The 24,105-nt window shown below is 56.4% G+C and carries 26 protein-coding genes; 19 read left to right on the forward strand and 7 right to left on the reverse strand.

Features of this window, described 5'->3' with window-relative positions; genetic code table 11:
- Positions 1–75: 75 nt before the first annotated feature.
- Genes DWQ09_00305 through DWQ09_00325 form a run of 5 tightly spaced genes read left to right on the forward strand, consistent with a single transcriptional unit; the run spans position 76 to position 4,068 of the window.
- On the forward strand, positions 76–951 hold the full coding sequence (locus DWQ09_00305; GenBank protein ID KAA3630510.1) for a branched-chain amino acid ABC transporter permease: 876 nt from the start codon (positions 76–78) through the stop codon (positions 949–951).
- Positions 948–1,913 (forward strand): branched-chain amino acid ABC transporter permease, encoded by a 966-nt coding sequence (locus DWQ09_00310; GenBank protein KAA3630511.1) that lies wholly within the window; start codon positions 948–950, stop codon positions 1,911–1,913. The genes DWQ09_00305 and DWQ09_00310 overlap by 4 nt, the downstream gene beginning before the upstream one ends.
- Position 1,914: 1 nt before the next feature.
- Positions 1,915–2,688: an ABC transporter ATP-binding protein gene (locus tag DWQ09_00315; protein KAA3630512.1), complete on the forward strand. Its 774-nt coding sequence runs from the start codon at positions 1,915–1,917 to the stop codon at positions 2,686–2,688.
- On the forward strand, positions 2,633–3,400 hold the full coding sequence (locus DWQ09_00320) for an ABC transporter ATP-binding protein (protein ID KAA3630513.1): 768 nt from the start codon (positions 2,633–2,635) through the stop codon (positions 3,398–3,400). Before DWQ09_00315 ends, DWQ09_00320 begins: the two co-directional genes overlap by 56 nt.
- A 14-nt stretch (positions 3,401–3,414) precedes the next feature.
- On the forward strand, positions 3,415–4,068 hold the full coding sequence (locus DWQ09_00325) for a CBS domain-containing protein (protein KAA3630514.1): 654 nt from the start codon (positions 3,415–3,417) through the stop codon (positions 4,066–4,068).
- Positions 4,069–4,152: 84 nt separating this feature from the next.
- Here the strand turns inward: DWQ09_00325 and DWQ09_00330 are convergent, their stop codons facing one another.
- The 3 genes from DWQ09_00330 to DWQ09_00340 are packed head-to-tail and all read right to left on the reverse strand — an operon-like array spanning position 4,153 to position 7,240.
- Positions 4,153–4,686, reverse strand: coding sequence for a rubrerythrin (locus tag DWQ09_00330; protein ID KAA3630515.1), 534 nt, complete (start codon positions 4,684–4,686; stop codon positions 4,153–4,155).
- A complete protein-coding gene (locus DWQ09_00335) occupies positions 4,683–5,522 on the reverse strand; it encodes a 2-oxoacid:ferredoxin oxidoreductase subunit beta (protein KAA3630516.1) in 840 nt (279 codons plus the stop codon). The genes DWQ09_00330 and DWQ09_00335 overlap by 4 nt, the downstream gene beginning before the upstream one ends.
- A gap of 2 nt (positions 5,523–5,524) precedes the next feature.
- The gene (locus DWQ09_00340; protein KAA3630517.1) at positions 5,525–7,240 is read right to left on the reverse strand and encodes a 2-oxoacid:acceptor oxidoreductase subunit alpha; all 1,716 of its coding nucleotides are present in this window, start codon (positions 7,238–7,240) and stop codon (positions 5,525–5,527) included.
- 421 nt (positions 7,241–7,661) lie between these two features.
- On the opposite strand from DWQ09_00340, the gene had reads away from it, so the two are divergent.
- The 14 genes from had (at position 7,662) to DWQ09_00410 (ending at position 20,511) form a co-directional block, all read left to right on the forward strand.
- Positions 7,662–8,735 carry a 6-hydroxycyclohex-1-ene-1-carbonyl-CoA dehydrogenase gene (had, locus tag DWQ09_00345; protein ID KAA3630518.1) on the forward strand — a complete coding sequence of 358 codons (1,074 nt, stop codon included), beginning with the start codon at positions 7,662–7,664 and terminating at the stop codon, positions 8,733–8,735.
- Between the two features lie 37 nt (positions 8,736–8,772).
- Positions 8,773–9,921, forward strand: coding sequence for a 6-oxocyclohex-1-ene-1-carbonyl-CoA hydratase (gene oah, locus DWQ09_00350; protein ID KAA3630519.1), 1,149 nt, complete (start codon positions 8,773–8,775; stop codon positions 9,919–9,921).
- 4 nt (positions 9,922–9,925) lie between these two features.
- A complete protein-coding gene (locus DWQ09_00355) occupies positions 9,926–10,696 on the forward strand; it encodes a cyclohexa-1,5-dienecarbonyl-CoA hydratase (protein ID KAA3630520.1) in 771 nt (256 codons plus the stop codon).
- Positions 10,696–11,856 (forward strand): benzoyl-CoA reductase subunit C, encoded by a 1,161-nt coding sequence (gene bcrC, locus DWQ09_00360; protein KAA3630521.1) that lies wholly within the window; start codon positions 10,696–10,698, stop codon positions 11,854–11,856. The genes DWQ09_00355 and bcrC overlap by 1 nt, the downstream gene beginning before the upstream one ends.
- A 23-nt stretch (positions 11,857–11,879) precedes the next feature.
- Positions 11,880–13,166 carry a benzoyl-CoA reductase subunit B gene (gene bcrB, locus DWQ09_00365; protein ID KAA3630522.1) on the forward strand — a complete coding sequence of 429 codons (1,287 nt, stop codon included), beginning with the start codon at positions 11,880–11,882 and terminating at the stop codon, positions 13,164–13,166.
- A gap of 12 nt (positions 13,167–13,178) precedes the next feature.
- Positions 13,179–14,492 carry a benzoyl-CoA reductase subunit A gene (gene bcrA / locus DWQ09_00370; GenBank protein ID KAA3630523.1) on the forward strand — a complete coding sequence of 438 codons (1,314 nt, stop codon included), beginning with the start codon at positions 13,179–13,181 and terminating at the stop codon, positions 14,490–14,492.
- Positions 14,493–14,523: 31 nt separating this feature from the next.
- The gene (gene bcrD / locus DWQ09_00375) at positions 14,524–15,369 is read left to right on the forward strand and encodes a benzoyl-CoA reductase subunit D (protein KAA3630524.1); all 846 of its coding nucleotides are present in this window, start codon (positions 14,524–14,526) and stop codon (positions 15,367–15,369) included.
- A 25-nt stretch (positions 15,370–15,394) separates the two neighbouring features.
- Positions 15,395–15,856 (forward strand): GNAT family N-acetyltransferase, encoded by a 462-nt coding sequence (locus DWQ09_00380; protein ID KAA3630525.1) that lies wholly within the window; start codon positions 15,395–15,397, stop codon positions 15,854–15,856.
- A gap of 13 nt (positions 15,857–15,869) precedes the next feature.
- Complete coding sequence (locus DWQ09_00385) at positions 15,870–16,418, forward strand: GNAT family N-acetyltransferase (protein KAA3630526.1); 549 nt, start codon at positions 15,870–15,872, stop codon at positions 16,416–16,418.
- Between the two features lie 6 nt (positions 16,419–16,424).
- Positions 16,425–17,144: an SDR family NAD(P)-dependent oxidoreductase gene (locus DWQ09_00390; protein ID KAA3630527.1), complete on the forward strand. Its 720-nt coding sequence runs from the start codon at positions 16,425–16,427 to the stop codon at positions 17,142–17,144.
- 153 nt (positions 17,145–17,297) lie between these two features.
- Positions 17,298–18,524: an acyl-CoA dehydrogenase gene (locus DWQ09_00395; GenBank protein ID KAA3630528.1), complete on the forward strand. Its 1,227-nt coding sequence runs from the start codon at positions 17,298–17,300 to the stop codon at positions 18,522–18,524.
- 210 nt (positions 18,525–18,734) lie between these two features.
- Complete coding sequence (locus DWQ09_00400) at positions 18,735–19,094, forward strand: CidA/LrgA family protein (protein ID KAA3630529.1); 360 nt, start codon at positions 18,735–18,737, stop codon at positions 19,092–19,094.
- The gene (locus DWQ09_00405) at positions 19,094–19,813 is read left to right on the forward strand and encodes an LrgB family protein (GenBank protein ID KAA3630530.1); all 720 of its coding nucleotides are present in this window, start codon (positions 19,094–19,096) and stop codon (positions 19,811–19,813) included. Before DWQ09_00400 ends, DWQ09_00405 begins: the two co-directional genes overlap by 1 nt.
- Before the next feature lie 68 nt (positions 19,814–19,881).
- A complete protein-coding gene (locus tag DWQ09_00410) occupies positions 19,882–20,511 on the forward strand; it encodes a glutathione S-transferase (protein KAA3630531.1) in 630 nt (209 codons plus the stop codon).
- A 114-nt stretch (positions 20,512–20,625) separates the two neighbouring features.
- Here the strand turns inward: DWQ09_00410 and DWQ09_00415 are convergent, their stop codons facing one another.
- From DWQ09_00415 to DWQ09_00430, 4 genes are all read right to left on the reverse strand, one after another.
- Positions 20,626–20,991: a hypothetical protein gene (locus DWQ09_00415; GenBank protein ID KAA3630532.1), complete on the reverse strand. Its 366-nt coding sequence runs from the start codon at positions 20,989–20,991 to the stop codon at positions 20,626–20,628.
- Positions 20,992–21,237: 246 nt separating this feature from the next.
- Positions 21,238–22,605 (reverse strand): FAD-binding protein, encoded by a 1,368-nt coding sequence (locus DWQ09_00420; GenBank protein ID KAA3630533.1) that lies wholly within the window; start codon positions 22,603–22,605, stop codon positions 21,238–21,240.
- A 155-nt stretch (positions 22,606–22,760) separates the two neighbouring features.
- Positions 22,761–23,387, reverse strand: coding sequence for a carboxymuconolactone decarboxylase (locus DWQ09_00425; GenBank protein ID KAA3630534.1), 627 nt, complete (start codon positions 23,385–23,387; stop codon positions 22,761–22,763).
- A 407-nt stretch (positions 23,388–23,794) separates the two neighbouring features.
- A complete protein-coding gene (locus DWQ09_00430) occupies positions 23,795–24,100 on the reverse strand; it encodes a hypothetical protein (protein KAA3630535.1) in 306 nt (101 codons plus the stop codon).
- Between the last annotated feature and the right edge of the window lie 5 nt (positions 24,101–24,105).

The raw sequence follows: 24,105 nt of genomic DNA on the forward strand, positions 1-24,105 counted from the left end.
TGAATACCATCCTTTGCCGTCCCTGGGTATTGAGCCCAGGGATGGTAGGGGAGGGTACGCTCGAGCGAATCCGGTATGTTTGATCAGCTACTTCAGTTTCTCATCACAGGAATCACCGTCGGGTCCACTTACGCGCTGGTGGGGCTTGGTTTTGCCATCATCTATAACGCATCCGATGTCGTTAACTTCGCTCAGGGAGAATTTGTAATGGTGGGGGCGATGTCAGCCGTGTGGTATCTCGGCGTGGGTCTCCCGTTGCCGGTGGTCTTGGTATTTTCAGTTCTGACAACAGTTGTCGTGGGTCTGGCGCTCTACAAACTCGCCATCGAGCACGCGCGGGGGGCATCGGTTGTCACCACGATCATCATTACGATCGGCGCTGCGATATTTCTTCGCGGTGCCGCGCTGCTGGTATGGGGCAAGGATATCTATGCGCTGCCGCACTTTTCGTCTGAGACTCCGATCAGGATCGGTGCGGCGACCATGTTGCCGCAGAACATATGGGTCATGGTCGTAACCGCGTTGGTGGTCTATTTGGTGCGGCACTTCTTTGACAAGACACTTATGGGCAAGGCCATTCTCGGCTGCGCATGCAATCGCACAGCGGCGCATCTGGTGGGCATAAACGTACCGCTCATGTTGCTCACTTCGTATGGCATTGCCGCGCTACTGGGCGCGGTTGCGGGTCTGTTGATCGCCCCGATCGCGTTCACGTCCTACGACGCGGGTATCATGCTCGGACTCAAGGGGTTCTCGGCGGCAATTCTCGGGGGCATGGGAAGTTCCATGGGGGCGGTCGCCGGTGGTGTGTTGTTGGGGGTATTGGAATCCCTAGGTGCTGGATATATTTCGTCAGGTTACAAAGACGCGATGGCCTTCATGATCATCCTGCTGGTGTTGTTCTTTAAACCGAGCGGATTGTTCGGGCGTAAATCGGCAGAGCGGGTATGAAACGGCTCACCGGGTTTTTCGTATTTGCGGCACTGGTGATCAGCCTGCCGGTGCTGATGCCGAATAACTACTTTGTGACGGTGGTAGGCGTAACGATCGGTCTGCATATTATTCTCGCCGTCAGTCTCAATCTATTCATGGGTTTTGCGGGACAAATATCGCTCGGCCATGCCGCTTTTTTTGGTATGGGCGCCTACACGTCGGCGATTCTGACAACGCATTATGGTGTGAATCCCTGGCTCGCTATCGTGGTCGCATTGTTTCTGGTCGCGGTCGTTGCCAATGTGATTGCACGCCCCATCCTGAAGCTCAAAGGGCACTATCTTGCCATGGCGACACTGGGCTTTGGCATCATCATCAATATCATCATGGTGCAAGAGGTCCAGTTTACCGGCGGGCCCGATGGGATGTCGGGTGTGCCTCCCCTGTCGTTGTTCGGTTGGGAAATCGATAGCGATTTGAAATGGTACGTGGTAATCGCAGTTGTCATGCTATTCAGTGTGCTGGTGTCGCTCAATATTGTTGAGTCGCGAGCGGGGCGCGCACTAAAGGCTGTGCATGGATCGGAGATCGCCGCGCAGACGATGGGTGTGGATACCGTCAAGACAAAGAATCAGGTGTTTGTACTTTCCGCGTTACTGACCTGTTTTGCGGGTAGTTTGTTTGCGCACCAGCAAGCATTTGTCAGTCCGGTTTCGTTCAACTTTTTCTTCTCTATCGAACTCGTCACTATGGTGGTGCTGGGAGGCTTGGGCTCAACTTTTGGCGCCGTGTTCGGCGCTATCGTGATAACTCTGTTGCCAGAACTGTTGGTGGTGTTCGAAGACTACGAAGTGCTGATCTTTGGGGCCATTCTGATGTCTATTATGATCTTCCTGCCGCAAGGTCTCTTCGTCGGTATTGCGCAATGGCTACGTAACGCGGTGATCAAGCGCAGTGCCCGGGCGGGACAGGAGGCCTGATATGGCGTTGCTTAAGGTCGAGAATCTGGAGAAAGCCTTTGGCGGAGTTCTGGCAATAAGTGACCTCAGTTTCGAGGTGCCTGAAGGGGTGGTCTACGCCGTGATCGGGCCCAACGGTGCGGGCAAAACAACACTTTTCAATATGCTGTGCGGCATCTACACACCTTCCGACGGTGAAGTGCAGTTTCAGGGCCAGACATTGGTGGGTAAGCTGACCCATCAGGTAGCCGCATTGGGTATGTCGCGCACGTTCCAGAATCTGCAGGTTTTTTTCAATATGTCGGTACTGGAGAACGTGATGGTAGGTTGCCATCTGCGTTCGAGCAGGGGGTTGTATCGGGCCGCGGTGCGTTGGCCTGGCGTGATAGCGGAAGAGAAACGTATCAGACATTGGTCGATGGAGGCATTGGAGTTCTGCGGTCTGGACCATCAGGCAAATCGCGAATCGTCCGCTTTGCCCTACGGTGAACTTAAGCGCATGGAGATTGCGCGCGCGATGGCGACCAAGCCCAAGATGCTGTTGATGGACGAGCCTGCCGCCGGGTTGAATGACACTGAAACGAAAGAGATGCGCGATCTGATCGGGCGCATTCGCGATAGCGGCGTTACGGTACTGCTGGTCGAGCACAATATGGGTTTGGTGATGGGCATCTCCGACACCGTTCTGGTGCTGGATTATGGAAGCAGACTCGCCGAAGGTACGCCGAACGAAGTGCAGAATGATCCGCAGGTGGTGGCTGCCTATTTGGGCGGGGAGGTGGAGTTTGCAGGCTGAAACCCTGTTGCAGGTAAACGATCTCAGTAGCCATTATGGCCCGATCCGGGCAATCGACAAGATATCTTTGCACGTGAATACCGGTGAACTGGTGGCCATCGTTGGTGCTAATGGTGCCGGTAAAACGACGCTGTTGCGCACGCTCTCTGGCGTGCAAGCTGCAAGTGGCGGATCGATCCGGTTTGCTGGCGAGGATGTCATGCGCATGAAGCCCGACAAGATTGTTGCCAAAGGCATCTGCCAGGTACCTGAGGGTAGGCAGGTGTTTGGCCCGCTCAGCGTCGAGGACAATCTGCGTCTCGGTGGTTATGTGCACCGGGCAAGGGGACAGTGGGTAGACGGTGAGATTGAGAAGATCTACGAGCTGTTTCCGATACTCAAGGAAAAGCGCAATCAATCCGCAGGTACCCTGTCTGGCGGACAACAGCAGATGCTGGCAATCGGGCGCGCGCTGCTGGGCAAACCGAAACTGATGCTGCTCGACGAACCGTCGATGGGTTTGGCGCCATTGTTGGTTGAGGAGATCTTTCGAGTCGTACACGAATTGAACGAAAGCGGAGTAACGGTACTGCTGGTAGAGCAGAACGCGCGTGCCGCGTTGAAGATTGCCAATCGCGGATATGTGTTGGAGACGGGGCGTGTGGTGTTGACAGCATCTGCGGCGGAATTGCTCGAGGATGAGGCGGTGCGCAAAGCGTATTTAGGACACTGAGGAGTCGATCGCGTATGTATGTCGAGAAAATCATGACCCGGGATGTAATTACGGTGAATCCCGATACCAAATTGACCCGTATCGCTGATTTGATGCAGAAGCGCAAATTGCGCCACCTTCCGGTTGTGGATAACGGAAATCACTTGGTTGGTATCATTTCACACCGCGACGTACAGCGTGCCGAACCCTCTTGGATCACGACCTTGGACAAGGGGGAGGCGAACTATCTGTTGGCCAAGGTCACCGCTGAAAAGATCATGCATGTTGATGTTATTACGTGCCCGCCTGAGACATTGGTCGAGGATGCGGGTTGCCTGATGAGACGTGACAAAATCGGTTGCCTACCTGTGGTGGAGCAGGGGAAGTTGGTGGGGATTATCACCAGTGTCGATCTGTTGGATTTTTTCCTGGAAATCACCGGTTGTATGGAGAAGCAGACTGCGCGCATTGCCGTTCATCTGCAGGATAAAGCGGGCGAGATGGCGAAGTTTCTGGCGGCGATCAACGCCGGGGGCGGGCACATCACTACGGTGGTTTCGCCGGTGCACCCTGACGATAGCGGGATGCGCGTTGCGATCGTTCGTTTTCGCGCTGACGATGCGGCTGCGCTGGACGCCAAATTACGTGCCGCGGGATACGAACTCATTAGTGAACAGCTGCCAGGATAAAGGTCCCGGCGCGGGGTTGCTGATGCAAAACGCAGGGACAATAAAGCGGGCCAAAGCCCGCTTTATTTTTTTAGCCGCCGCGTACTATTCCTGATGGCTGGGTGGGTCGGGATCCTCGGCCCAATCCTCGTCGGGTTCCGGTACCTTTTTCAGCCACGCTTCAAGTAGTGTCACATGCTCGTACTCTTCCTGTGCCAGCTGTTTCGCCATTTCACGAACGTCATCGTTGTCGACCGTCTCAACCAATTCGGCGAAGAAGTCGGCTGCCAGCCGTTCGTGCCGCAACGCGAGTTTGAGCGCATGATGCGGGGTCATCAGATAGTGCACTGCCGACGAGTCGATCGCTTCCGGCGCCTCACCTTCCCATTGATAGTCCCATGGTGATATGTGGGGCAGCTCGTAGCCTTCGCTGAGCTTCGTAACTTTGTCGATATGCTTTGCCTCGATGGCAGCCATCTTGCGAAACAGTTTGGCCACTTCGATATTGTTGTGGGCCTCCATCTGGTCGGCAAGCAGGCTGTAGCGATCCGCGGCCTCAGCTTCCAGCGCGTGGGCGTGAGCGAGCAGTTCCTCGATGCTATGAATCTTTGGAGATTCACCTGAATGGAGCTCTGTCATACGTAGAACTCCTTCTCAAGATCGGCCACACCTTCGACAGTCATCTTTTGTTCGGGCGCGTAAACGCGGCGGTCACCCTTGTAGAGAACGCCTAGATTAAAACCGGTGTCGGTCATCAGGCGGCGCGCTGCTTGCGCGGGATCGCCGGTGGGTTCAAGTTCAACTTTACGAACTACCTTTTTCCAGTTGCGCTGCTCCTCGCGGAATGTGACGCAGGGACTTAACAACTGGACAAAGGAGAATCCGGGATGTTTTACGGCTTCCACGAGAATTTGCGCGGTGTAGTTGGGATCTCCCGTGAAGCTTCGGGCGATGAAATTGGCGCCTGACGCCAATGCCACCACCAGCGGACGGAAGGGGTTGATACCCGGTCCGCCAGGAGTCAGTTTGCCGCGCTGCCAGTCGGGTTCAGTGGTCGGCGAGGCCTGGCCTTTGGTCATTCCATAGACCTGATTATCCATCACAATGTAGGTCATGTTCACATTACGGCGGCAGGCATGCAGGAAATGGTTGCCACCGATCGAGAACCCGTCGCCGTCGCCGCCGGCGGCGATGACGGTGAGGTCGGGACGGGCCACCTTCAACCCGATGGCCAGTGGTAACGCACGACCGTGCAGGCCGTGAAAGCCATAGCTGTTGACGTAGGCGGGGATGCGCGATGAGCAACCGATGCCCGAGATCACCGCAACGTTGTGCGGTTCCAGTTTGAGTTCAGCCAGCGTTTTGGCAACCGCGGAAAGTACGGCGAAATCGCCACAGCCGGGACACCAGACCGGCTTCACGCCGGACATGAAGTCCTTTGCAGTCATGCTGGCAGATGCGGAATTGGTGTCCATTGTCAGCTCCAGTCCACAAGTTGATCGTGAATTTCTTTTGGGCGCATCGGTAGCGGTCCGGGGCGGCGAAATGATTTGACCTCGCCGGGCAGATCGTAGTGGGCCCGCAGGTAGCGATAGAACTGCCCGCCGTGACTCTGTTCGATCACTAGTACACGCTCGACGCCCTCCAGTGCCGCGGCCAACTTCTCAGGTTGGGCAGGAGAGAGCAGGCGCATTGCGATCAGCCTGACGTCCTTGCCCGTCTCACGCAGTCGACCGATGGCCTCCTGGACCGGGCTTGAGCACGATCCCCAGGTGAGTACTGCGGTCTTGCCCTGACCTTCTATCTCGGCCCAGTGATCGCCGTAGTTGAAACCGGTGATCTTGCGCAGGCGTTTGTCCATCTGCGCATAGTGATCGTCGGCGAGACTGGAAGGGGTACCTTTCGGGCTGTGTTCAAGACCATCAGCGCAGTACTGACCCCCTGGCGTGCCCGGGATCGACATGGGTGAAATTCCTGAGGCAGTGATCGCGTAGCGGCGGTAAGTCTCGTCCAGTTTTTCCGGGATCTCGCGTTTGGCGATGAATGCGATATCGGCGGGACGATCGATGATTGCCCTGGACTGGCCTATGGATTGATCGGACAGCACGATGCAAGCGGTTTGCATCGCTTCCGCCAGGTGGACTGCCCATTGGGTGGTGAACAGGCAGTCGCCGATGGAAAGCGGCGCCACCACGAGGTGTGGCGCGTCGCCATGGAGACCGTAGAGTGCGATGTTCAGGTCGGACTGCTCTGATTTTGTGGGAATCCCGGTGGAGGGTCCGCCGCGCTGGACATCGATGACAACAATGGGCGTTTCGGAGGCAACGGCCAGTCCAATGGACTCCATCATGAGCGCAAGCCCGGGACCTGACGTCGCTGTCAACGATGGTATACCACCAAAAGAAGCACCAATGATTTGTGTTACGGATGCCAGCTCGTCTTCCGCCTGCACCAGGACACCGCCCAGTTTCTTCAACGACGGGGCCAGCCACTCCAGTATCTCAGTACCGGGAGTGATCGGGTAGGCAGCGACAAAGCGCACACCACCGCGTACCGCACCAAGGCCGGCTGCCTCGTTGCCAGTGATGGACCAGCGATTGCTCACATCCGCACCGCCCTCCCCAAGTTTCGGGACTGCAGGCATCTCATTGGCGGCCTTGATACCGGCCTTCACCGCATCAACGCTCAGCGTAATCGCTTCTTCTCCCTTGCGTTTGAGTTTCTTTTGGATCAATCCGATAACGTGCTCTTCGGAGAGGCCGATCAGTGCTGCAACGGCACCCAGTGCCAGCATATTGGGGCGCCAGCCTTTATTCTCTTTGCAGAGTTGTTGCATGGGGAGTTCGGCGTCGCGCGCGCCCATGGCGATCACCTCTTTGGGAGCCTCGCCCATGGCCGGATCACCGATCACCAGGCTGTCGGCATCCAGTGGCATTTCAGCCGCGAATCGGCCCACATTCTGCCAATCGATGGCGAGCAGGAGGTCGTATCGGTCGGTGTGGGAGGAGATCGGGGTGGTGGAGAGGCGAATCATCGCCGCCGCCTCGCCGCCGCGGATCTGCGGACCGGATGAGCGGGTCATGTACCCGTACAATCCGGCACGCGCTGCAGCGCCAAGTAACATTTCGCCGGCAGTCATCACGCCGGAACCACCACTGCCGGTTAAGACAACAGAAACGGATCGCGCGGTCATTATTTGCTTCCCAAGTAACTTCGCCAAATGCCAAAAGACAAGGTGCCACTGAACCAGCCATGCACCAGTTCACCTCTCCGGGCTGCGGACAACCTTATAGGTGGAGTCGTAATAATGGCACCCAACCCATTGTATCCATTTGCAATTTATACCAGGCGAGGCTTTCCGGAACCCCTGTTCCGCACCGCAGCAGAGAATTTGCCAACCATAAACAGATGCCACTGACTGCGTCAACAAATATTTGGTCACTCATAAGGGAAAATTATCCATAATCCTAAGTGTTCAACTCACCTACTAAATAGCGTCCATAATTGGATAGTTGTCACACTCATCTTCGCATGTGCAGGCAAGTGAAAAAATAATTGACGTTTACGTAAACGGAAATTATAGTCGATCATAACAACGGGGAGGAGGAAATACCATGAGTTCAACCTATCGATGGTTGATGACCGAGGTCGGTCAACCAATGATCAGGGAAACGTTCGAGCCCGAACAGCCGGGGCCGGGTGAAGTGTTGGTGCAAATCGCCGGGTGCGGAGTCTGTCACACCGATCTTGGTTTTCTCTACGATGGCGTCAATACCAAGCATCCGTTACCGTTGACCCTGGGTCATGAGATCAGTGGCCGAGTCGTGGCGAGCGGAGAAGGTGCGGGCATGTGGAAAGATCGTGCCGTTATCATTCCAGCGGTCATTCCCTGCGGAGAGTGCGATCTTTGTCAACGCGGGTTGGGTACCATCTGTCGTGCTCAAAAAATGCCGGGCAACGATATTCAAGGCGGATTCGCCACCCATATCACCGTGCCTTCCTACGGATTATGTGGTGTGGATGAATCAAGGTTGGCGGCAATCGGACTTACCCTGGAAGATCTCTCCGTCGTCGCTGATGCGGTGACCACGCCCTATCAGGCGGTGGTGCAAGCAGGTGTGCAACCCGGAGATCTTGCGATTGTGATCGGCGTCGGAGGTGTAGGCACGTACGCGGTGCAGATGGCACATGCCATGGGGGCGAAAGTGGTCGCCATCGATGTCGATGCGACGAAACTCGAACAAGTGGGTCAGTACGGAGCCGGATTGACGCTCAATGCCCGTGATGTCACTGGGAGGGATCTCAAAAAGGCGATTCAATCTTACGTAAAAGCCGAGGGCTTGCGTCAAACTGAATGGGCAATCTTCGAGTGCTCAGGCACCGCGGCCGGTCAGGAAACGGGTTATGGGTTGATGACCTTTGGCGGTACTATGGCAGTTGTCGGTTTTACGATGGATAAAATCACACTGCGTTTATCCAATCTGATGGCCTTTCATGCACGCGCCATGGGGAACTGGGGATGCCTTCCCGAGCTTTATCCGGAAGCGTTGGATCTGATACTGGACGGCAAAGTGGCCCTCAAGCCTTTCGTCGCTCAGCACCCACTTGACGAAATCAACGAGATCTTCGAAGCCGCACACGCGCACAAACTGAAGCGTCGCGCGATTCTCGTGCCGAATCATTCGTAAGCCGTTATTGAAGAATCTTAGGAGGGGAACAAACGCAATGTCCAAGAAAATCGATGCGATAGCTGCCAAGACCGCACCGCAACACCTTGTGGATCACAATTTGATCAACAGTCCGGTAGAGGAATTGGCTGATGGAATGGTCCTGTACGAGAAACGGCCGGCGAAACGCCGCGATGGAAGTGTGGCGCAAGGTCTGTATAACGCGTGGATCATCTTTAACAACCCGAAGCAGTACAACAGTTACACCACCGATATGGTGAAGGCGACGATCATGGCTTTTCGCCGCGCGTCGGTGGATCGTGAAGTCAACGCCGTCGTGTTTACTGCCGTTGGCGACAAAGCGTTCTGTACGGGCGGTAACACCAAAGAGTACGCCGAGTATTACGCGGGAAATCCGCAGGAGTATCGCCAGTACATGCGTCTGTTCAATGATATGGTCAGCGCGATCCTGGCATGCGACAAACCGGTTGTATGTCGCGTCAATGGGATGCGCATCGGCGGTGGCCAGGAGATCGGTATGGCGTGCGACTTCACGGTTGCGCAGGATCTTGCCAACTTTGGTCAAGCTGGACCCAAGCACGGTTCGGCGGCTATCGGCGGAGCTACCGATTTCCTTCCGGTTATGATCGGCTGCGAACAGGCGATGGTTTCCGGCACCCTTTGCGAACCTTTTTCGGCGCACAAAGCCTACCGGCTTGGCATCTGTACAGATATCGTCCCCGCTCTGAAGATCGACGGCAAGTTCGTTGCCAATCCGACTGTCATCACCGATCGTATGCTCGACGAATTCGGGCGTATCGTGCACGGAGAGTTCAAGACCGGCGCCGAGTTTAAAGAGGGGCGCGAGTTGATGAAACAGGGTGAAGTGGATCTCGGTATGCTCGATGAGAAGGTCGAAGCGCTGTGTGCGAAACTGATCGAGACCTTCCCCGAGTGCATGACCAAAAGTCTTGAGGAACTGCGCAAACCAAAGCTCGAAACCTGGAATCGCAACAAGGAAAACAGTCGCGCGTGGCTGGCGCTGAACATGATGAACGAAGCGCGCACCGGGTTCCGGGCGTTCAATGAGGGAAACAAGGAGACGGGGCGCGAGATCGATTTTGTTGCCCTGCGCCAGGCCCTGGCCAAAGGTACTCCGTGGACGCCGGAACTCATTGAGAACCTGATGCCGGGCGCAAAGGATTAGTTCGGTGAGTGATACACCACTCAAAGTCTGGCTCGACAATGATGGTCAGCTGTTGCGTTTGCGCCTGAACAGGCCGAAGGCCAACATCATTGATGCCGAGATGATTGCCGCACTGAGTGCGGCGTTGACAGAACATCGAGGCAACAACGATCTCAAGGCCCTGGTATTGGACGCCGAAGGAGCGCACTTCAGTTTTGGCGCAAGTGTCGAAGAGCACCTGCCGGAGCAGTGCGCCGGGATGTTGAAAGGTCTGCACCGTCTGGTGATCCAGATGCTGGAGTTCCCGGCCCCTATTCTGGTGGCCATCCAGGGGCAGTGCCTGGGCGGCGGTCTGGAGGTGGCGTGTGGGGGTAGTTTACTGTTCGTTGCGCCCACCGCTGCTTTGGGTCAACCAGAAATCAAACTGTCAGTGTTTGCACCCGCTGCCTCCTGCCTGTTGCCGGAACGCATCGGATTGCACCGCGCCGAGGATATGCTTTATTCCGGACGTTCTTTGACAGGCGAAGAGGCGGCTCAGATTGGTTTGGCTAACTTCGTTGCCGATGATCCGAACGCGGCAGCGCTGGAGTATGCCCAACAGCATTTGCTGCCGCACAGCGCCAGTACATTACGGTTTGCTCAGCAAGCCGCACGGGAAGAGTCGGTGACACGAATCAAGGCGAAAATCGCCCGCGTCGAATCGCTCTACCTCTCGGGCCTGATGGCCACACATGATGCAGTAGAGGGGCTTAATGCCTTCGTCGAGAAGCGTCCTGCCAAGTGGGAGAATCGATAATGGGTAGTGAAGAGATCATCAAGCGCTGCGAAGCGATGTACGAGGACCTGGATTTCAACGTGGCTCGCGAATGGAAGGCTGCCGAGAAGGGGCGCAAGGTAATCGGATTTCTGCCGTACTATGTGCCGCGCGAGATCATCCACGCCGCCGGCATGTTGCCGCTGGGTATCTTCGGTGGCGGTGACCAGATGGAGGTTATTCATGGCGATGCCTACTATCAGAGTTACATCTGCCGTATTCCGCGTTCGACCATAGAACTGGGAATCACCAAGAAGATTGACTTCGTCGATGGCATGCTCTTTCCCAGTATTTGCGATGTAATCCGCAACCTGTCGGGTATGTGGAAGATGCTGTTTGCCGATAAGTACGTGCGCTACTTCGATGTGCCGCAGAACTTCAGCGATGAAGTCGGTGTTCCCTACTATGTCGAAGAGCTCAATGAGCTCCGGCGCGGCCTGGAGAAACTTTCAGGGCGTAAAATTACAGATGAAGACCTGCGTAATTCGATTCGTGTCTATAACGAAAATCGCCGACTGGTAAACGAAGTTTACGACTTGCGTTCCAAGGAGCCATGGAAAGTACCGTCCTCTGAGACGTATCTTCTGATGCGTGCGGGCATGGTTATGCCTGTCGAGGAGCACAGTCAGATGATCCGTGATTATCTGGAGGCGGTACGGAACGAAGATCGTCCAATGCGCGACAACTGCCGCATTATTGTCAGTGGTTCGTTCTGTGAACAACCGCCGCTAAATCTGATTCGTTCGATTGAAATGTCGGGCTGTTATGTGGTCGACGATGATTACATGATTGTCAATCGCATGATTATCGGTGATGTGATCGAAGAGGGGGAACCGATGGAGGCACTGGCCAAGGCCTTCGTGCACTCTTCTATCGATACTGCTCCCAAATACTCACCCACGGAGGAGGAGAAAGGCGTCTTTTTACTCGAGCAGGTGAAAGCACGGGGTGCAGAGGGAGTGATCTTTGCTGCAGCCAGCTTCTGCGATCCGGCGCTGCTGGAGCGGCCGATGTTGGCCGACAAGATGAAGGAGAACAACGTACCATACATCTCTTTCAAGTACGCGGAAAACTCCGGACAGATGCAGCCGATCCGCGAGCAGGCCGGCACCTTTGCCGATTCCATCAAACTCTGGAGCTGAGACTCCGCAAGGGAGCAATCATTATGAGCGATAAAGCGAAGAGCGAAGTCATCAAAGAGCCTTCTATGCTGAAGCAGAAGGAGATGATCGCCAGCAATTATGAGCGTCTCACCAGCGGTAAAGAGAAGACCGTCTCGACGTTTGTACCGGGCAATCTCAATGAATTGATCATGTGTTTCGATATGGTCAACAACTTGCCTGAGATCAATGCGATTCAAAACGGGATGCGCAAGCAGAGCGGCGGGATGATCATGGACGCCGAGAAGAGCGGTCACTCCGAGGACGTCTGCACCTACGTCAAGGCTGATATCGGCATGATGGGCAGGGGAAATATTGCGCCCAACGGCAAACCGATTCCCCCACCCGATCTGTTGCTGCTCTCCTACACTGGGTGCTTCACCTTTATGAAGTGGTTCGAGTTGTTGCGGCACGAGTACAAGTGTCCGACGGTAATGTTGCACGTTCCCTACGAAGGCGATGGGGTGATCACGGACAATATGCGAGATTATGTGGTCAAGCAATTGAAGACCGAAGTAATCCCGGCATTCGAAAAAATCAGCGGCGTCAAATTTGATATCGATCGTCTGCGCGAGTATCTGGCGCGTTCCGCCAAGGCCGAGGATGATCTGGTCTGGTGTTTGGAGGCGGGAAAAAACAAACCATCACCGATAGATGCCTACTTTGGCGGTGTCTATTACATCGGGCCGGTGTTCTCCGCGTTTCGCGGCACGCAACAGGCTGTCGACTACTACACCATGCTGCGCGGAGAGGTGGAACAACGCATCAAAGAGAAACGTGGACCTATCACGCCCGATGGCGACATGAACGAGCAGAAATACCGGCTCATCGTCGAAGGTCCGCCCAACTGGACGCACTTCCGCGAGTTCTGGAAACTTTTCTATGACGAGGGCGCAGTGGTTGTTGCAAGCACCTACACAAAAGTGGGTGGAAGTTACGATCTTGGCTTCCGCCATGATCCTGATCGTCCCCTGGAGTCGATGGCCGAGTACTGCCTCACCTGTTACACCAATCGCAATCTTCCGGCTCGCGTCGATACGCTCGTGGACTATGTCGGCGAGTATGAGGCGGATGGTTTGCTGATCAACTCGATCAAGAGCTGCAATAGCTTCTCGGCGGGGCAGTTGATGATGATGCGCGAAGTGGAACGCCGCACCGGCAAGCCCGCAGCGTTCATCGAAACCGACCTGGTGGATCCGCGCTACTTCTCGCATGCAAACGTTAAAAACCGTCTGGAGAGTTATTTCCAGATGATTGACCAGAAGCGTCGTTCGTCATCTGCGGCGGCCTGAGGAGAACCGGTAATGAAGGGTTATATCGGCATTGATTTAGGATCAACCACCACCAAAGCTGTGGTGATGGACGAAACGGGGAGCGTGCTGGGGCGGGGGATCACCAACTCGCGCTCCAACTATGACACGGCCAGTCAGGTCGCAAAGCAGGAGGCGGTCGTCGATGCACGGCTCGCCTTGGTACGGCGCGAGCTGATGGATATCGCATCACTGAGCGAAGATGATGTCGTCGACCTGGTCAAGGGGCTGGAATCCGGTTTTCGCCTCGAGCAGTTCATCGAGCAATTGGGTGATCTTGAGTCGACCTGTAAAGGCAATGTGGATGCCACACGTCATAAAGGCCATGAAGAGGGATTGCGCGATGCACTGACGACCCTGTTCGGTCGATTACGTGAAGACGTAGTCGGGCTGTTCGCGCCCGGAGCCAAACGGAAATCCGATTTCTTCCGTGATCTCGCGGGTACACGCTACATGCACTTTGGCGAAGAGGTGGCGAGTGAGACAGGTGAGTCTTTCGACACCTTGATCAACCTTTATGACAAATCGATCATCGAGGTGGAGAACCGTCCGCCTGCGGGCGATATGAGCAACAAATTCAACCGTGCGCTGAATCGTGTCCTCGAACAGGGCAACATCAAGGCGGATAGCTCGCAGATAGCGACTGCGGTCAAAGCAGCGTTGGAGGTGCCGATCGATGAGACTTACGTAGTCGGCACGGGCTACGGTCGTGTCAGACTGCCGTTCCCAAAGGAGCATATCCGGTCTGAGATTCTCTGCCACGGTTTGGGGGCGCATCTCATGTTTCCCAAGACGCGCACCGTGCTTGATATCGGTGGGCAGGACACCAAAGGTATCCAGATCGATGACAAAGGCATCGTGGTTAACTTCCAGATGAACGATCGTTGCGCCGCGGGTACGGGACGCTATCTGGGGTACGTGGCCGACGAGATGAACATGGGATTGCACGAGCTCGGTCCGCTGGCCATGAAAGCCACCAAGTCGGTACGTATCAATTCGACCTGCACGGTGTTCGCCGGAGCCGAACTGCGCGATCGTCTGGCGTTGGGCGAGAAGCGTGAAGACATACTGGCTGGATTGCACCGCGCCATCATACTGCGCGCCATGTCGATCATATCGCGCGCCGGCGGTATTACCGATGAATTCACCTTTACCGGTGGTGTTGCCAAGAACGAAGCCGCGGTGAAGGAACTGGAGCAGCTCGTCGAGGAAAACTATGGCAAAGTGACCATTAACATCGATCCCGATTCCATCTACACCGGTGCATTGGGCGCGGCGGAATTTGCGCGTCGCGCGGTGGAAGAGTAGACCAGATACGGGATCAGAACGGAGAACCGAGATGACAATTAGCGCGGGAATCGATATCGGAACAGGCGCCGTCAAGACCGTGATTTTCAGGGTTGAAGATGGCAAAGAGGAATGGTTGGCCAAGCGTAACGATCGTATTCGGCAACGCGATCCGCTGGAACTGGCGGAAAATGCCTTTAAGGCAATGCTGGCGGAAACGGGATTGGAGCAGGAGGATATCCACTACATCGCGACGACTGGAGAAGGTGAGAACGTACCCTTCCGTACCGGACACTTCTACACCATGACCACTCATGCACGCGGTGCCATTTACCTCGAGCCGAAGTCGCGTTCGGTGCTCGATATCGGAGCGCTGAACGGTCGTGCGATTCGTATCGACGAAGGGGGTAAGGTGCTCAACTACCGCATGACCAGTCAATGTGCGTCGGGCTCCGGACAGTTTCTAGAAAACATCGCACGCTATCTGGGTATCTCGCAGGACGAGATCGGTACGCTCTCTCAACAGGCCGACGACCCGGAGAAGGTTTCGAGCATCTGCGCCGTATTGGCCGAAACCGACGTTATCAACATGGTGTCGCGCGGTATTTCCGCAGCCAACATCCTGCGCGGCATACATGAGTCGATGGCGGGACGTCTGGCGAAACTGTTAAAGGCCATCGGCGCAACGGGTGATGATTCGACCATGATGACGGGTGGCCTGGCTCTGGATACGGGTCTGGTCGCAGCACTCAACGACGCCTTGACAGAGCAGAAACTGAAACTCACTGCGGCATCGCACCCCGAATCGCCCTTTGCAGGCGCCATCGGTGCAGCCTTGTGGGGTGCATTCCGCTATGACAAGCTGGCGGCATTGGGTCAGCTACCCAAGGCTTCCTAAACCAAATTATTGAGGAGGGAAGACCATGTCAGAACTCAAGACCGATCTGCGTCCAGTCTCTGCGAACGATCTTGATCAGATCGCGGTGTTGGATGAGCAGGTCTCCGGGGATTCACGCCGGGGTTTCTTTGAAAAGCGTCTCAAAATGCAGGCCAAGGAACCCAACGCCTTCATATCATTGGCGGCGATCAGTGGTAATAGACTGGCGGGGTTTCTGTTTGCTCATCTGCAGGATGGGGAATTTGGTCGCAACGAACCCGTGGCGGTACTCGACGCCATCGGTGTGGCGCCAGACCAGCAGGGCAAGAGTGTGGGACGTCAGTTGATCGCGGAACTCGATCGGATCATGGAACAGCGTGGTGTAGACGAACTTTACTCTCAGGCCAACTGGAATCAGCCGGGGTTGGTGGAGTTCTTTTCCTCCGTTGGATTCGAGCTGGCACCCAGGCTGGTACTCGAACGCCCGGCCGAACGTGTCGATTTTTGAATGAGGGGACGTGATGAATAAGCACAGCAATCAGAGCATACCTGAGATGATCGACCAGTTTTCCGGGGAACCCAACTATAGCGACCCTGTTGCCGATGATTTTCAGGCGCTCTCCCGGGATACGGTTCCCGTTCGCTCGCTCACCGAGGACGATCTGGGTTCACTGGTTCGTATCGACCGACGTATCACCGGTATCGATCGGACCAATTACTACCGCCGCAAGGTCAATGAGGCGATCAACGGTTCCGGCGTGCGCATGTCGGTCGTTGCGGAGATGCAGGGCGAGATCGCCGGATTTCTGATGGCCCGTGTCGATTACGGGGAGTTCGGGCGGACGGCGGCGGAAGCGGTAATCGATACTCTGGGCGTTGATCCCGCCTACAAGGGTCAGGGCGTAGGTCAGGCAATGCTCTCTCAATTGCTGATCAATCTTTCCAGTCTGCGGGTCGAGTCCGTGCGTACCGAAGTTGAGTGGAACAATTTCGGTTTGCTCGCATTCCTCAATCATTGTGGATTCAAACCCAGTCAGCGGTTGGCGTTCGTGCGCCGCGGCAAAGGCTGACGACGAATGGGGAGTTTTCTCGAGTTTGGCGGGCGCGGTGCGGTAGTAACAGGTGGTGCGCGCGGTATTGGTTTGGCGATCGTGCGCCTGTTGCGCGAATGCGGCGTAGAGGTTCATGTGTTCGATCGCGATCCAGCAGCAGAACTGGAAGCGACCGGGGCGGTTTTTCATGCTGTCGACATAGCCGACTCCGCAAGCGTCAATGCGGCGGTTGAGAAGCTCCCGGGCAGCGTGACCATGTTGGTCAATAATGCAGGCATTACCCGCGATCGCAGCCTGCAGAAGATGTCGGATGAGGAGTGGCAGTCGGTAATCGATGTCAACCTGACCGGTACCTTCAATTTGATTCGTTCACTCGCACCGCGACAACGCGAGGCGGGGTGCGGCCGCATTGTCAACATAACCTCCATCAATGGAATTCGCGGTAAGTTCGGTCAGGCCAACTACACAGCGGCGAAAGCGGGCATGATTGGGTTGACTAAAACCGCCGCACGCGAACTGGGTCCCAAGGGCGTTACCGTCAATGCGGTAGCACCGGGTATGGTGATGACCGATATGGCGACCCAATTGCCGCAGGAGATACTCGACCGGGCACTGGCGGAAACGTTGCTCAACGATTTGGCGCTGCCACGAGATATCGCCAATGCAGTTGTCTTCCTTTTGTCAGATGCCGCACGAATGATAACGGGTGAAGTAATCCGGGTTGATGCTGGTCAATATATCTAGCCGCAACCGTGGGAAAGTTACTAGCCAACGAATTTCAACGCAGAGATGGGATGTCGGGCGATACGCGTCTTCAGGCCTACGAATCTGATTTAGGGGTGTCATACCGATTCCCGTCTTTGCGTTGAAACCCTTTAAAACCTGGAGCACCGACCAATGAGCGCAACCTCTCAAAGTGTACCCAACGCGTCAACAGCCAAAACCGGCCGCGCCGAGTTCAATTGGCAGGATCCGCTGCTGATCTCTTCCCAGCTCACCGATGATGAGCGCATGGTGCAGGAGGCGGCTTACGCCTATTGCCAAGAGAAGCTGATGCCGCGCGTACTGATGGCTAATCGCGAAGAGCATTTTGATCGTGAAATCATGAACGAGATGGGCGAGTTGGGCTTTCTTGGATCAACCCTGCCGGAAGAGTACGGCTGCGCAGCGGTCAACTATGTCTGCTATGGGTTGATCGCACGCGAAGTGGAGCGTGTGGATAGCGGTTATCGATCTGCAATGAGTGTGCAATCGAGCCTGGTGATGCATCCCATTTATGCATATGGTACCGAAGAACAACGTAAAAAATATCTGCCGAAGTTGGCAACCGGTGAGCAAGTCGGCTGCTTCGGGCTAACTGAACCGAACGCCGGATCGAATCCTTCGCAGATGCGGACCCGTGCACGAAAGATCGACGGTGGCTACGTGTTGAACGGATCCAAGATGTGGATAACCAACTCGCCCATTGCTGATGTCTTCGTCGTATGGGCCAAAGATGATGCGGGCGAAATCCGTGGTTTTGTACTCGAGAAAGGCATGAAAGGTCTTACCGCACCGAAGATCGAGGGCAAGTTCTCGCTACGCGCCTCGATCACCGGAGAGATCGTGATGGATGAGGTGGAAATCCCCGAAGAGAATCTGCTGCCCAACGTGAAGGGACTTAAAGGCCCCTTCGGCTGCCTCAATCGCGCGCGCTACGGTATTGCGTGGGGCAGTCTGGGCGCTGCTGAGTACTGCTGGCATGCAGCACGTCAGTACACCCTGGATCGCGAGCAGTTCGGCCGCCCGCTTGCGGCCAATCAGCTGGTGCAGAAAAAGCTCGCGGACATGCAGACCGAGATCACCCTGGGTCTGCAGGCCTGCCTGCAATTGGGGCGGTTGTTCGATCAGGGTATGGCGGCACCTGAGGCGATCTCCATGCTCAAGCGCAACAACTGCGGCAAGTCGCTGGATATCGCACGCATCGCGCGTGATATGCATGGCGGCAATGGTATAGCAGACGAGTTCCATGTCATCCGCCACATGATGAATCTTGAAGCAGTCAACACCTATGAAGGCACGCACGATGTCCACGCGCTGATACTTGGGCGTGCCCAGACCGGCCTGCAAGCGTTCTCCGGTTAAAAAGCTCGGGGTAAAGAATCCTCTGCACATCGCCCCCATACCCCCGCGTTCCCCTCCCATTGGGTAGAGGGACGCGGGTGTTTTTTTGCTGAATGCCCGGGCGGTGGGTTCGCGTACACCCTGGAGTCCTTCCCGTCTGGCGTAATCTGTAATCTTCCTGAGATACTCGGATGGACCGCGGAAGCGCTACGCTGGTAGGGGGATACCGCAATGTTCATTCACTACTTTTCCCTGTTGCTCGTTTGCCAGTTGATCGGTGAGGTCTTGGGATTGTGGCTGCGGCTGCCCATACCCGGTCCGGTTATTGGAATGCTGCTGCTGTTCGTAGGGCTGCTGGTGAAGGGCGGAATACCGCGGGGTCTGGCGCGAACTGCGGAAGGATTGTTGGTGCACCTTTCGCTGCTGTTTGTACCTGCTGGTGTGGGGGTGATGCTCCATGTTTCGTTGCTCGCTGATCAGTGGGCGGCGCTGACTCTCGCCCTTATCGTCAGCACCGCTTTTACCCTGGTGATCACAGCTTGGATCATGCAACGTTTGGCGCGTTACGATCATAGCGGGACGCCGCGATGATGAGTGGGGAAGAGCGCACGATCTGGGTATACCTGACAGCCAGCCCGCTACTGCATCTCACGCTTACGGTAGTCGCCTATGCGGGGGCCGACTGGCTTTACCGGCGCAGCGGGCGCAAGGCGCTGTTCAATCCCGTGCTCATCGCCGTCATCGTGTTGGTTACTCTACTGACGACGACGGGTATTCCCTACTCGCGTTACTTCGAGGGCGCGCAGTTTGTCCATTTCCTGCTGGGCCCGGCTACAGTGGCGCTGGCAGTGCCACTTTTCCGGCAGTTTCACCTGATTCGCAGATCTTGGCTGGCGATAGCGGTCGCTGTGTTGTTTGGCTCGTCCATGGCGGTGGTGAGCGCCGTGGGTCTGGGTTGGGTGATGGGGGCATCGCGGGAAGCGTTGATCTCGTTGGCACCCAAGTCGGTGACTACACCGGTGGCGATGGGGATTGCGGAGAAACTCGGAGGATTACCCTCACTTACTGCGGTGTTGGTTATTCTCACTGGTATCCTGGGGGCCGTGCTGGGGAGTGCCTTGCTGAGGCTGGTGCGCATCCGTGATCCACGCGCTGTGGGGCTGGCAATTGGTGTGGCGTCGCACGGCATCGGTACCGCGCGCGCTTTGCAATTGGGCGAATTGACCGGTGCTTTCGCTGCTATGGCAATGGGCCTCAACGCCCTGGCGACTGCGGTGCTGGTCCCGTTGCTGTTTCGGTTGCTGGGATAGCAGAGTCGCGCTGGATTTGCCGCCGGTCGCCGGTCTACGTACGCAACAGAGGATAGGAGGACGGGGTCATGGCCGAGTTTACGCTCTATTGTTTCGCTCAATCCGGTAACGCCTATAAGGCAGCGTTGATGCTCAATCTTTGCGGGGCCGATTGGCAGCCGCGATTCGTCGATTTCTTTCATGGTGAGACAGACACAGAGGCCTTTCGGACTATCAACGAAATGGGCGAGGTACCGGTGCTCGAGAGGGGCGCCACCCGCCTTACCCAGTCCGGCGTGATTCTCGACTACCTGGCCGTGCACTTCGATCGTTTCGGTTGGGTGGATGAGGCGGGACGGCGAGAGATTCTGCGCTGGCTGTTGTTCGACAATCACAAACTGACAAGCTATATCGCCACCTTGCGTTTTCTGCGCGTCTTCAAGAAGGTGGGTGAGACACCGGTCACAGAGTTTCTGCACGCACGGGCGCTCGGTGCCTTGCGTGTTCTGAACCGACATCTGGAGGGGCGCGCGTTTACCCTCGGAGCGCATCCGACGATCGCCGACATCTCTTTGTGCGGCTATCTCTTCTGGCCCGATGAATTTGGCGTTGACTGGCAGGAGTTTCCCCACATCGAAACCTGGTTGGAGCGCATCCGTGAGCTGCCGGGCTGGGTGCATCCCTATGAGTTGATGCCTGAGCATCCGTTAGGGACGTGAGTGGACGTTGAAAAAGCGGCGGTGGCGCTCCGTCACCGCCAAGGCTGCAGTGAGAAAAATTTATCTGGATGTGTGACGCACTAAACTCAGGCTGGTGAGGCTCTGGGGAGAGTCTCAAAGCGCACGAATGAAATTCACCAACTGCCCGAGTGCCGGTGGGCGATCCGCACTGGGATGTATCCAGTATTCGCGCCGACCATGATCGCTGTCGACCGTCAATCGCGCCGCAAAGGAGCGATCGCCATTCACGTTGCTGAATTTCTGCGGCAGATCTTCCACCAGGCGGTCAAGGGCTTTGCGATTTTCGGTGGTCAGCAAACCGGAACGAGGGCGCTTGCTTTTGTAGGAACCGGATTCAACGGTGAAGTGACCGTCGTCATTGATCTCGACCTTTTCGAAGAAATCGTACTGGCCGACCGTAAGGTACTCGATGTTAGTCATGCTGTGCTCCTCCAGATGACGGAAAATGAAACCGTCCATGCGGCGGTGTCGGCAATCACCGCTCTCATGCATACCGCGCGTTGACGATAGGGCGGTGGGGCGCGATGCTCCTTTGGGGCCCATGCGGATTTATTTCCCCACCTGCGGTATGTGTTGAGCCTGGAGTCTAAGCGGGGTGGGGTAACAGCGAAAATTCAAAATCGTTATCGTAACGATAAGCGAAGCGCAATCCTGGATTCAGAATTGCCTTGAGATTACCGTAGTTCGACAGGGAGAAGGCGGGTTTCAGGTACTGTCGCCAAGGAAGATCTTGCCGGGGTTCATCAAATTGTGCGGATCCAACGCATGCTTGAGGTCGCGCATCACCGCGACACCGGGGCCATGCTCTTCCAGCAGGTACTCCCGTTTGCCGCGACCAATCCCGTGCTCGCCGGTGCAGGTGCCACCCATCGACAGGGCCCGTTTCACCAGGCGGTGATTGATACGCGCCGCTTCGGTTCGATCCTGTTCGCTTTCCGGATCGATCAGGATGATGAGGTGGAAATTGCCGTCGCCCACATGTCCGACGATTGGGATAGGAAGATATGATGCCTCGATATCGCGCTGGGTCGCATCGATGCAGTCCGCAAGGCGTGAAATGGGTACGCAGACATCGCTCGCGACGGCACGGCTCCCCGGTTTGAGCTGCAGCGCGGCGAGATAGGCGTTGTGGCGTGCATGCCACAGACGGTTGCGTTCTTCGGCCTGTACCGACCACTGGAAATCGTTGCCGTTATTGCCATGGGCGAACTGCTGCACCGTGACCACCTGTTCTTTGACGCCTTGGTGGGTGCCATGAAACTCAAGAAACAGATGGGGCTCCTCGGGGTAGTCGGTTTTTGAATAGAGATTGACCGCTCTGATCTGCAGTGCATCGAGGAGCTCCATGCGTGCGATCGGTACGCCGGCCTGTATGGTCTCGATAACGGTGGTGACCGCATCGTGAACGGTGGGAAACGAACAGACTGCTGCGAGTATCGCCTCCTGCACCGGATGCAGGCGCAGCGTAACCTCGGTGACGATTCCCAGAGTGCCTTCCGAGCCGACAATGAGATGGGTGAGATCGTAGCCGGCAGAGGATTTACGTGCCCGTGTGCCGGTATGAATGATGCGACCATCGGCCAGAACAACGGTCAGTGCGAGTACGTTTTCGCGCATCGTGCCGTAGCGCACCGCGTTGGTGCCGGAAGCACGTGTCGAGGCCATGCCGCCCAGCGACGCGTCGGCGCCCGGATCGACGGGAAAGAAAAGCCCGGTATCACGCAGGTAGGTGTTGAGTTGGTTGCGGGTGACACCCGCCTGTACAGTGCAGTCCATATCCTCAGCGCTGACACGCAGGATCTCCTGCATTTCGCCAAGATCAACGCAGATGCCACCGTGCAGCGCATGGATATGACCTTCGACCGACGTGCCTGTGCCGTAGGGGATGATCGGGATCCGATGCCGCGAGCAGATCCTGGCGATCTCTGCCACCTCTTCCGTGGTATGGGGCAGCGCCACTGCATCAGGGGGTACCGCCGGGAAACTGGATTCGTCCTGACCGTGATGCTGGCGAACCGCGGCAGTGGTGTTCAGGCGCGATCCGAGCAAGGCACCGAGCTCATCGATAGCCATTTCCGATGTGGTTTTTGCAGGTGCTGCCACGTTGTGTTGCTTCCCGGATCCAACTTGCCTTTTCAGGAGCTTAACAGGAAGAGGGCTGGTTACAAACCCGCGCTTCGCCGGCGCGCCTTACCGGCGGGGACCAGACTCCGGAGAGAACGCACCGGTCACCACCATGCCAGCAGTTGGCCGTTTTCCACCTTGCTCTCAAACTGCTTTAAAGGGTGCGAGCCCTTGGCGATGCATTCGCCTGTGGTGATATCGAATTGCCAATGGTGCTTGGGGCAGGTGAGGGTGGTGCCCTCAAGTGCCAGATGAGGGATATCGGTCACCTGGTGCGGGCACCGGCTGTCGTACACGCGAATGGTTTCTCCATCGCGCCGCACAAAAAGGTGGCGCCCGTCGCAATCGAAACGCTGCGTCTCGCCATCACTCAACGCCGTCACAGGCGCGACCGGGTGCCACCCTTCGGCGGCCGCCAGGCTCTCGGGCCTGAACTCCGGGATGTCCATGTCGAGCAGGATATTGACGGCCCAGGTGATCTTGGCAAGCCCCAGGATGGGAAAGGCCATGAGCAGGGCATCGATCACCTCGTCGGGGGAGGCACCATTGCGTAGTGCCCGTGCGAGGTACTGACGGAAACCTTTTTCCGTCTGAACATGAACCTTGGAAATCACCGAGATCAGATCCCGGGTACGGGTGTCGAGATGTTTGCTCGACTCCTTGAGGAACTTGAAATAGGGGCCCATCGCCTCGGGGCGGGCCGCCAACAGATAATCCAGTGCGTCACTCATCGGCAGATTCTCCGAACGTCGCGTATCGGCGCCATCTTGAAGTCTAAGTGGATTTGAGAGAATTGATCTGTATCAACTAACCATCGATCCTAGGATATCGCGGTAGATGCAACCAGGACGCCGGGATAATTAAGCTATCTCCAACGGACCACCGGAGCTGCATGGGTCGCCTTCCTGTTGATGGGAATGGGGCGACGTACAACCAACCTCATATCAAGCCTTGCAAGCGCTTATTTGTGTGCGCCGCATGGGTGGGGCTTGGGCCTGTTAACAGGCCCTAGAGAAGGCGCTCGTCGCTTGCCGCGGCAGGCGCCGCGAGGGCTTTGCGCAGTTCGAGCGGTTTGCCGCGCCGCCGGACGCGCAGATTCGGTGTATTTCCGGATTGCAGCCGTCAGGTCGTGTCGAGCTCAGGCTGACGATGGCGCTGGGGCACCGATGGCGTTGAGATCGGCGAATCGCGGGTGTTCCACACAGGCGTCGTAGAGCACTTCCACGAAGGCCTTGGTGTAGTCCGCTGCCTGATGCACTCCTTCCGCTTCCTGATCCGGAAACTCCATCAGGTGCACATACTCCGGGCCTTCCTCGAGACGATAGGCCTGGTAGCGGGTCTCGGGTTCGTTCTCGTGGACCGCTGTCAAGAAAGTGGTAATAGCCGCTTCGATACGTTGGGTGTTCTCCTCGCGTATGCGGTAGCGTGCGATTTTGTGGATCATGGTGG

Source organism: Pseudomonadota bacterium, from assembly GCA_008501635.1.
Taxonomy (GTDB): domain Bacteria; phylum Pseudomonadota; class Gammaproteobacteria; order QQUJ01; family QQUJ01; genus QQUJ01.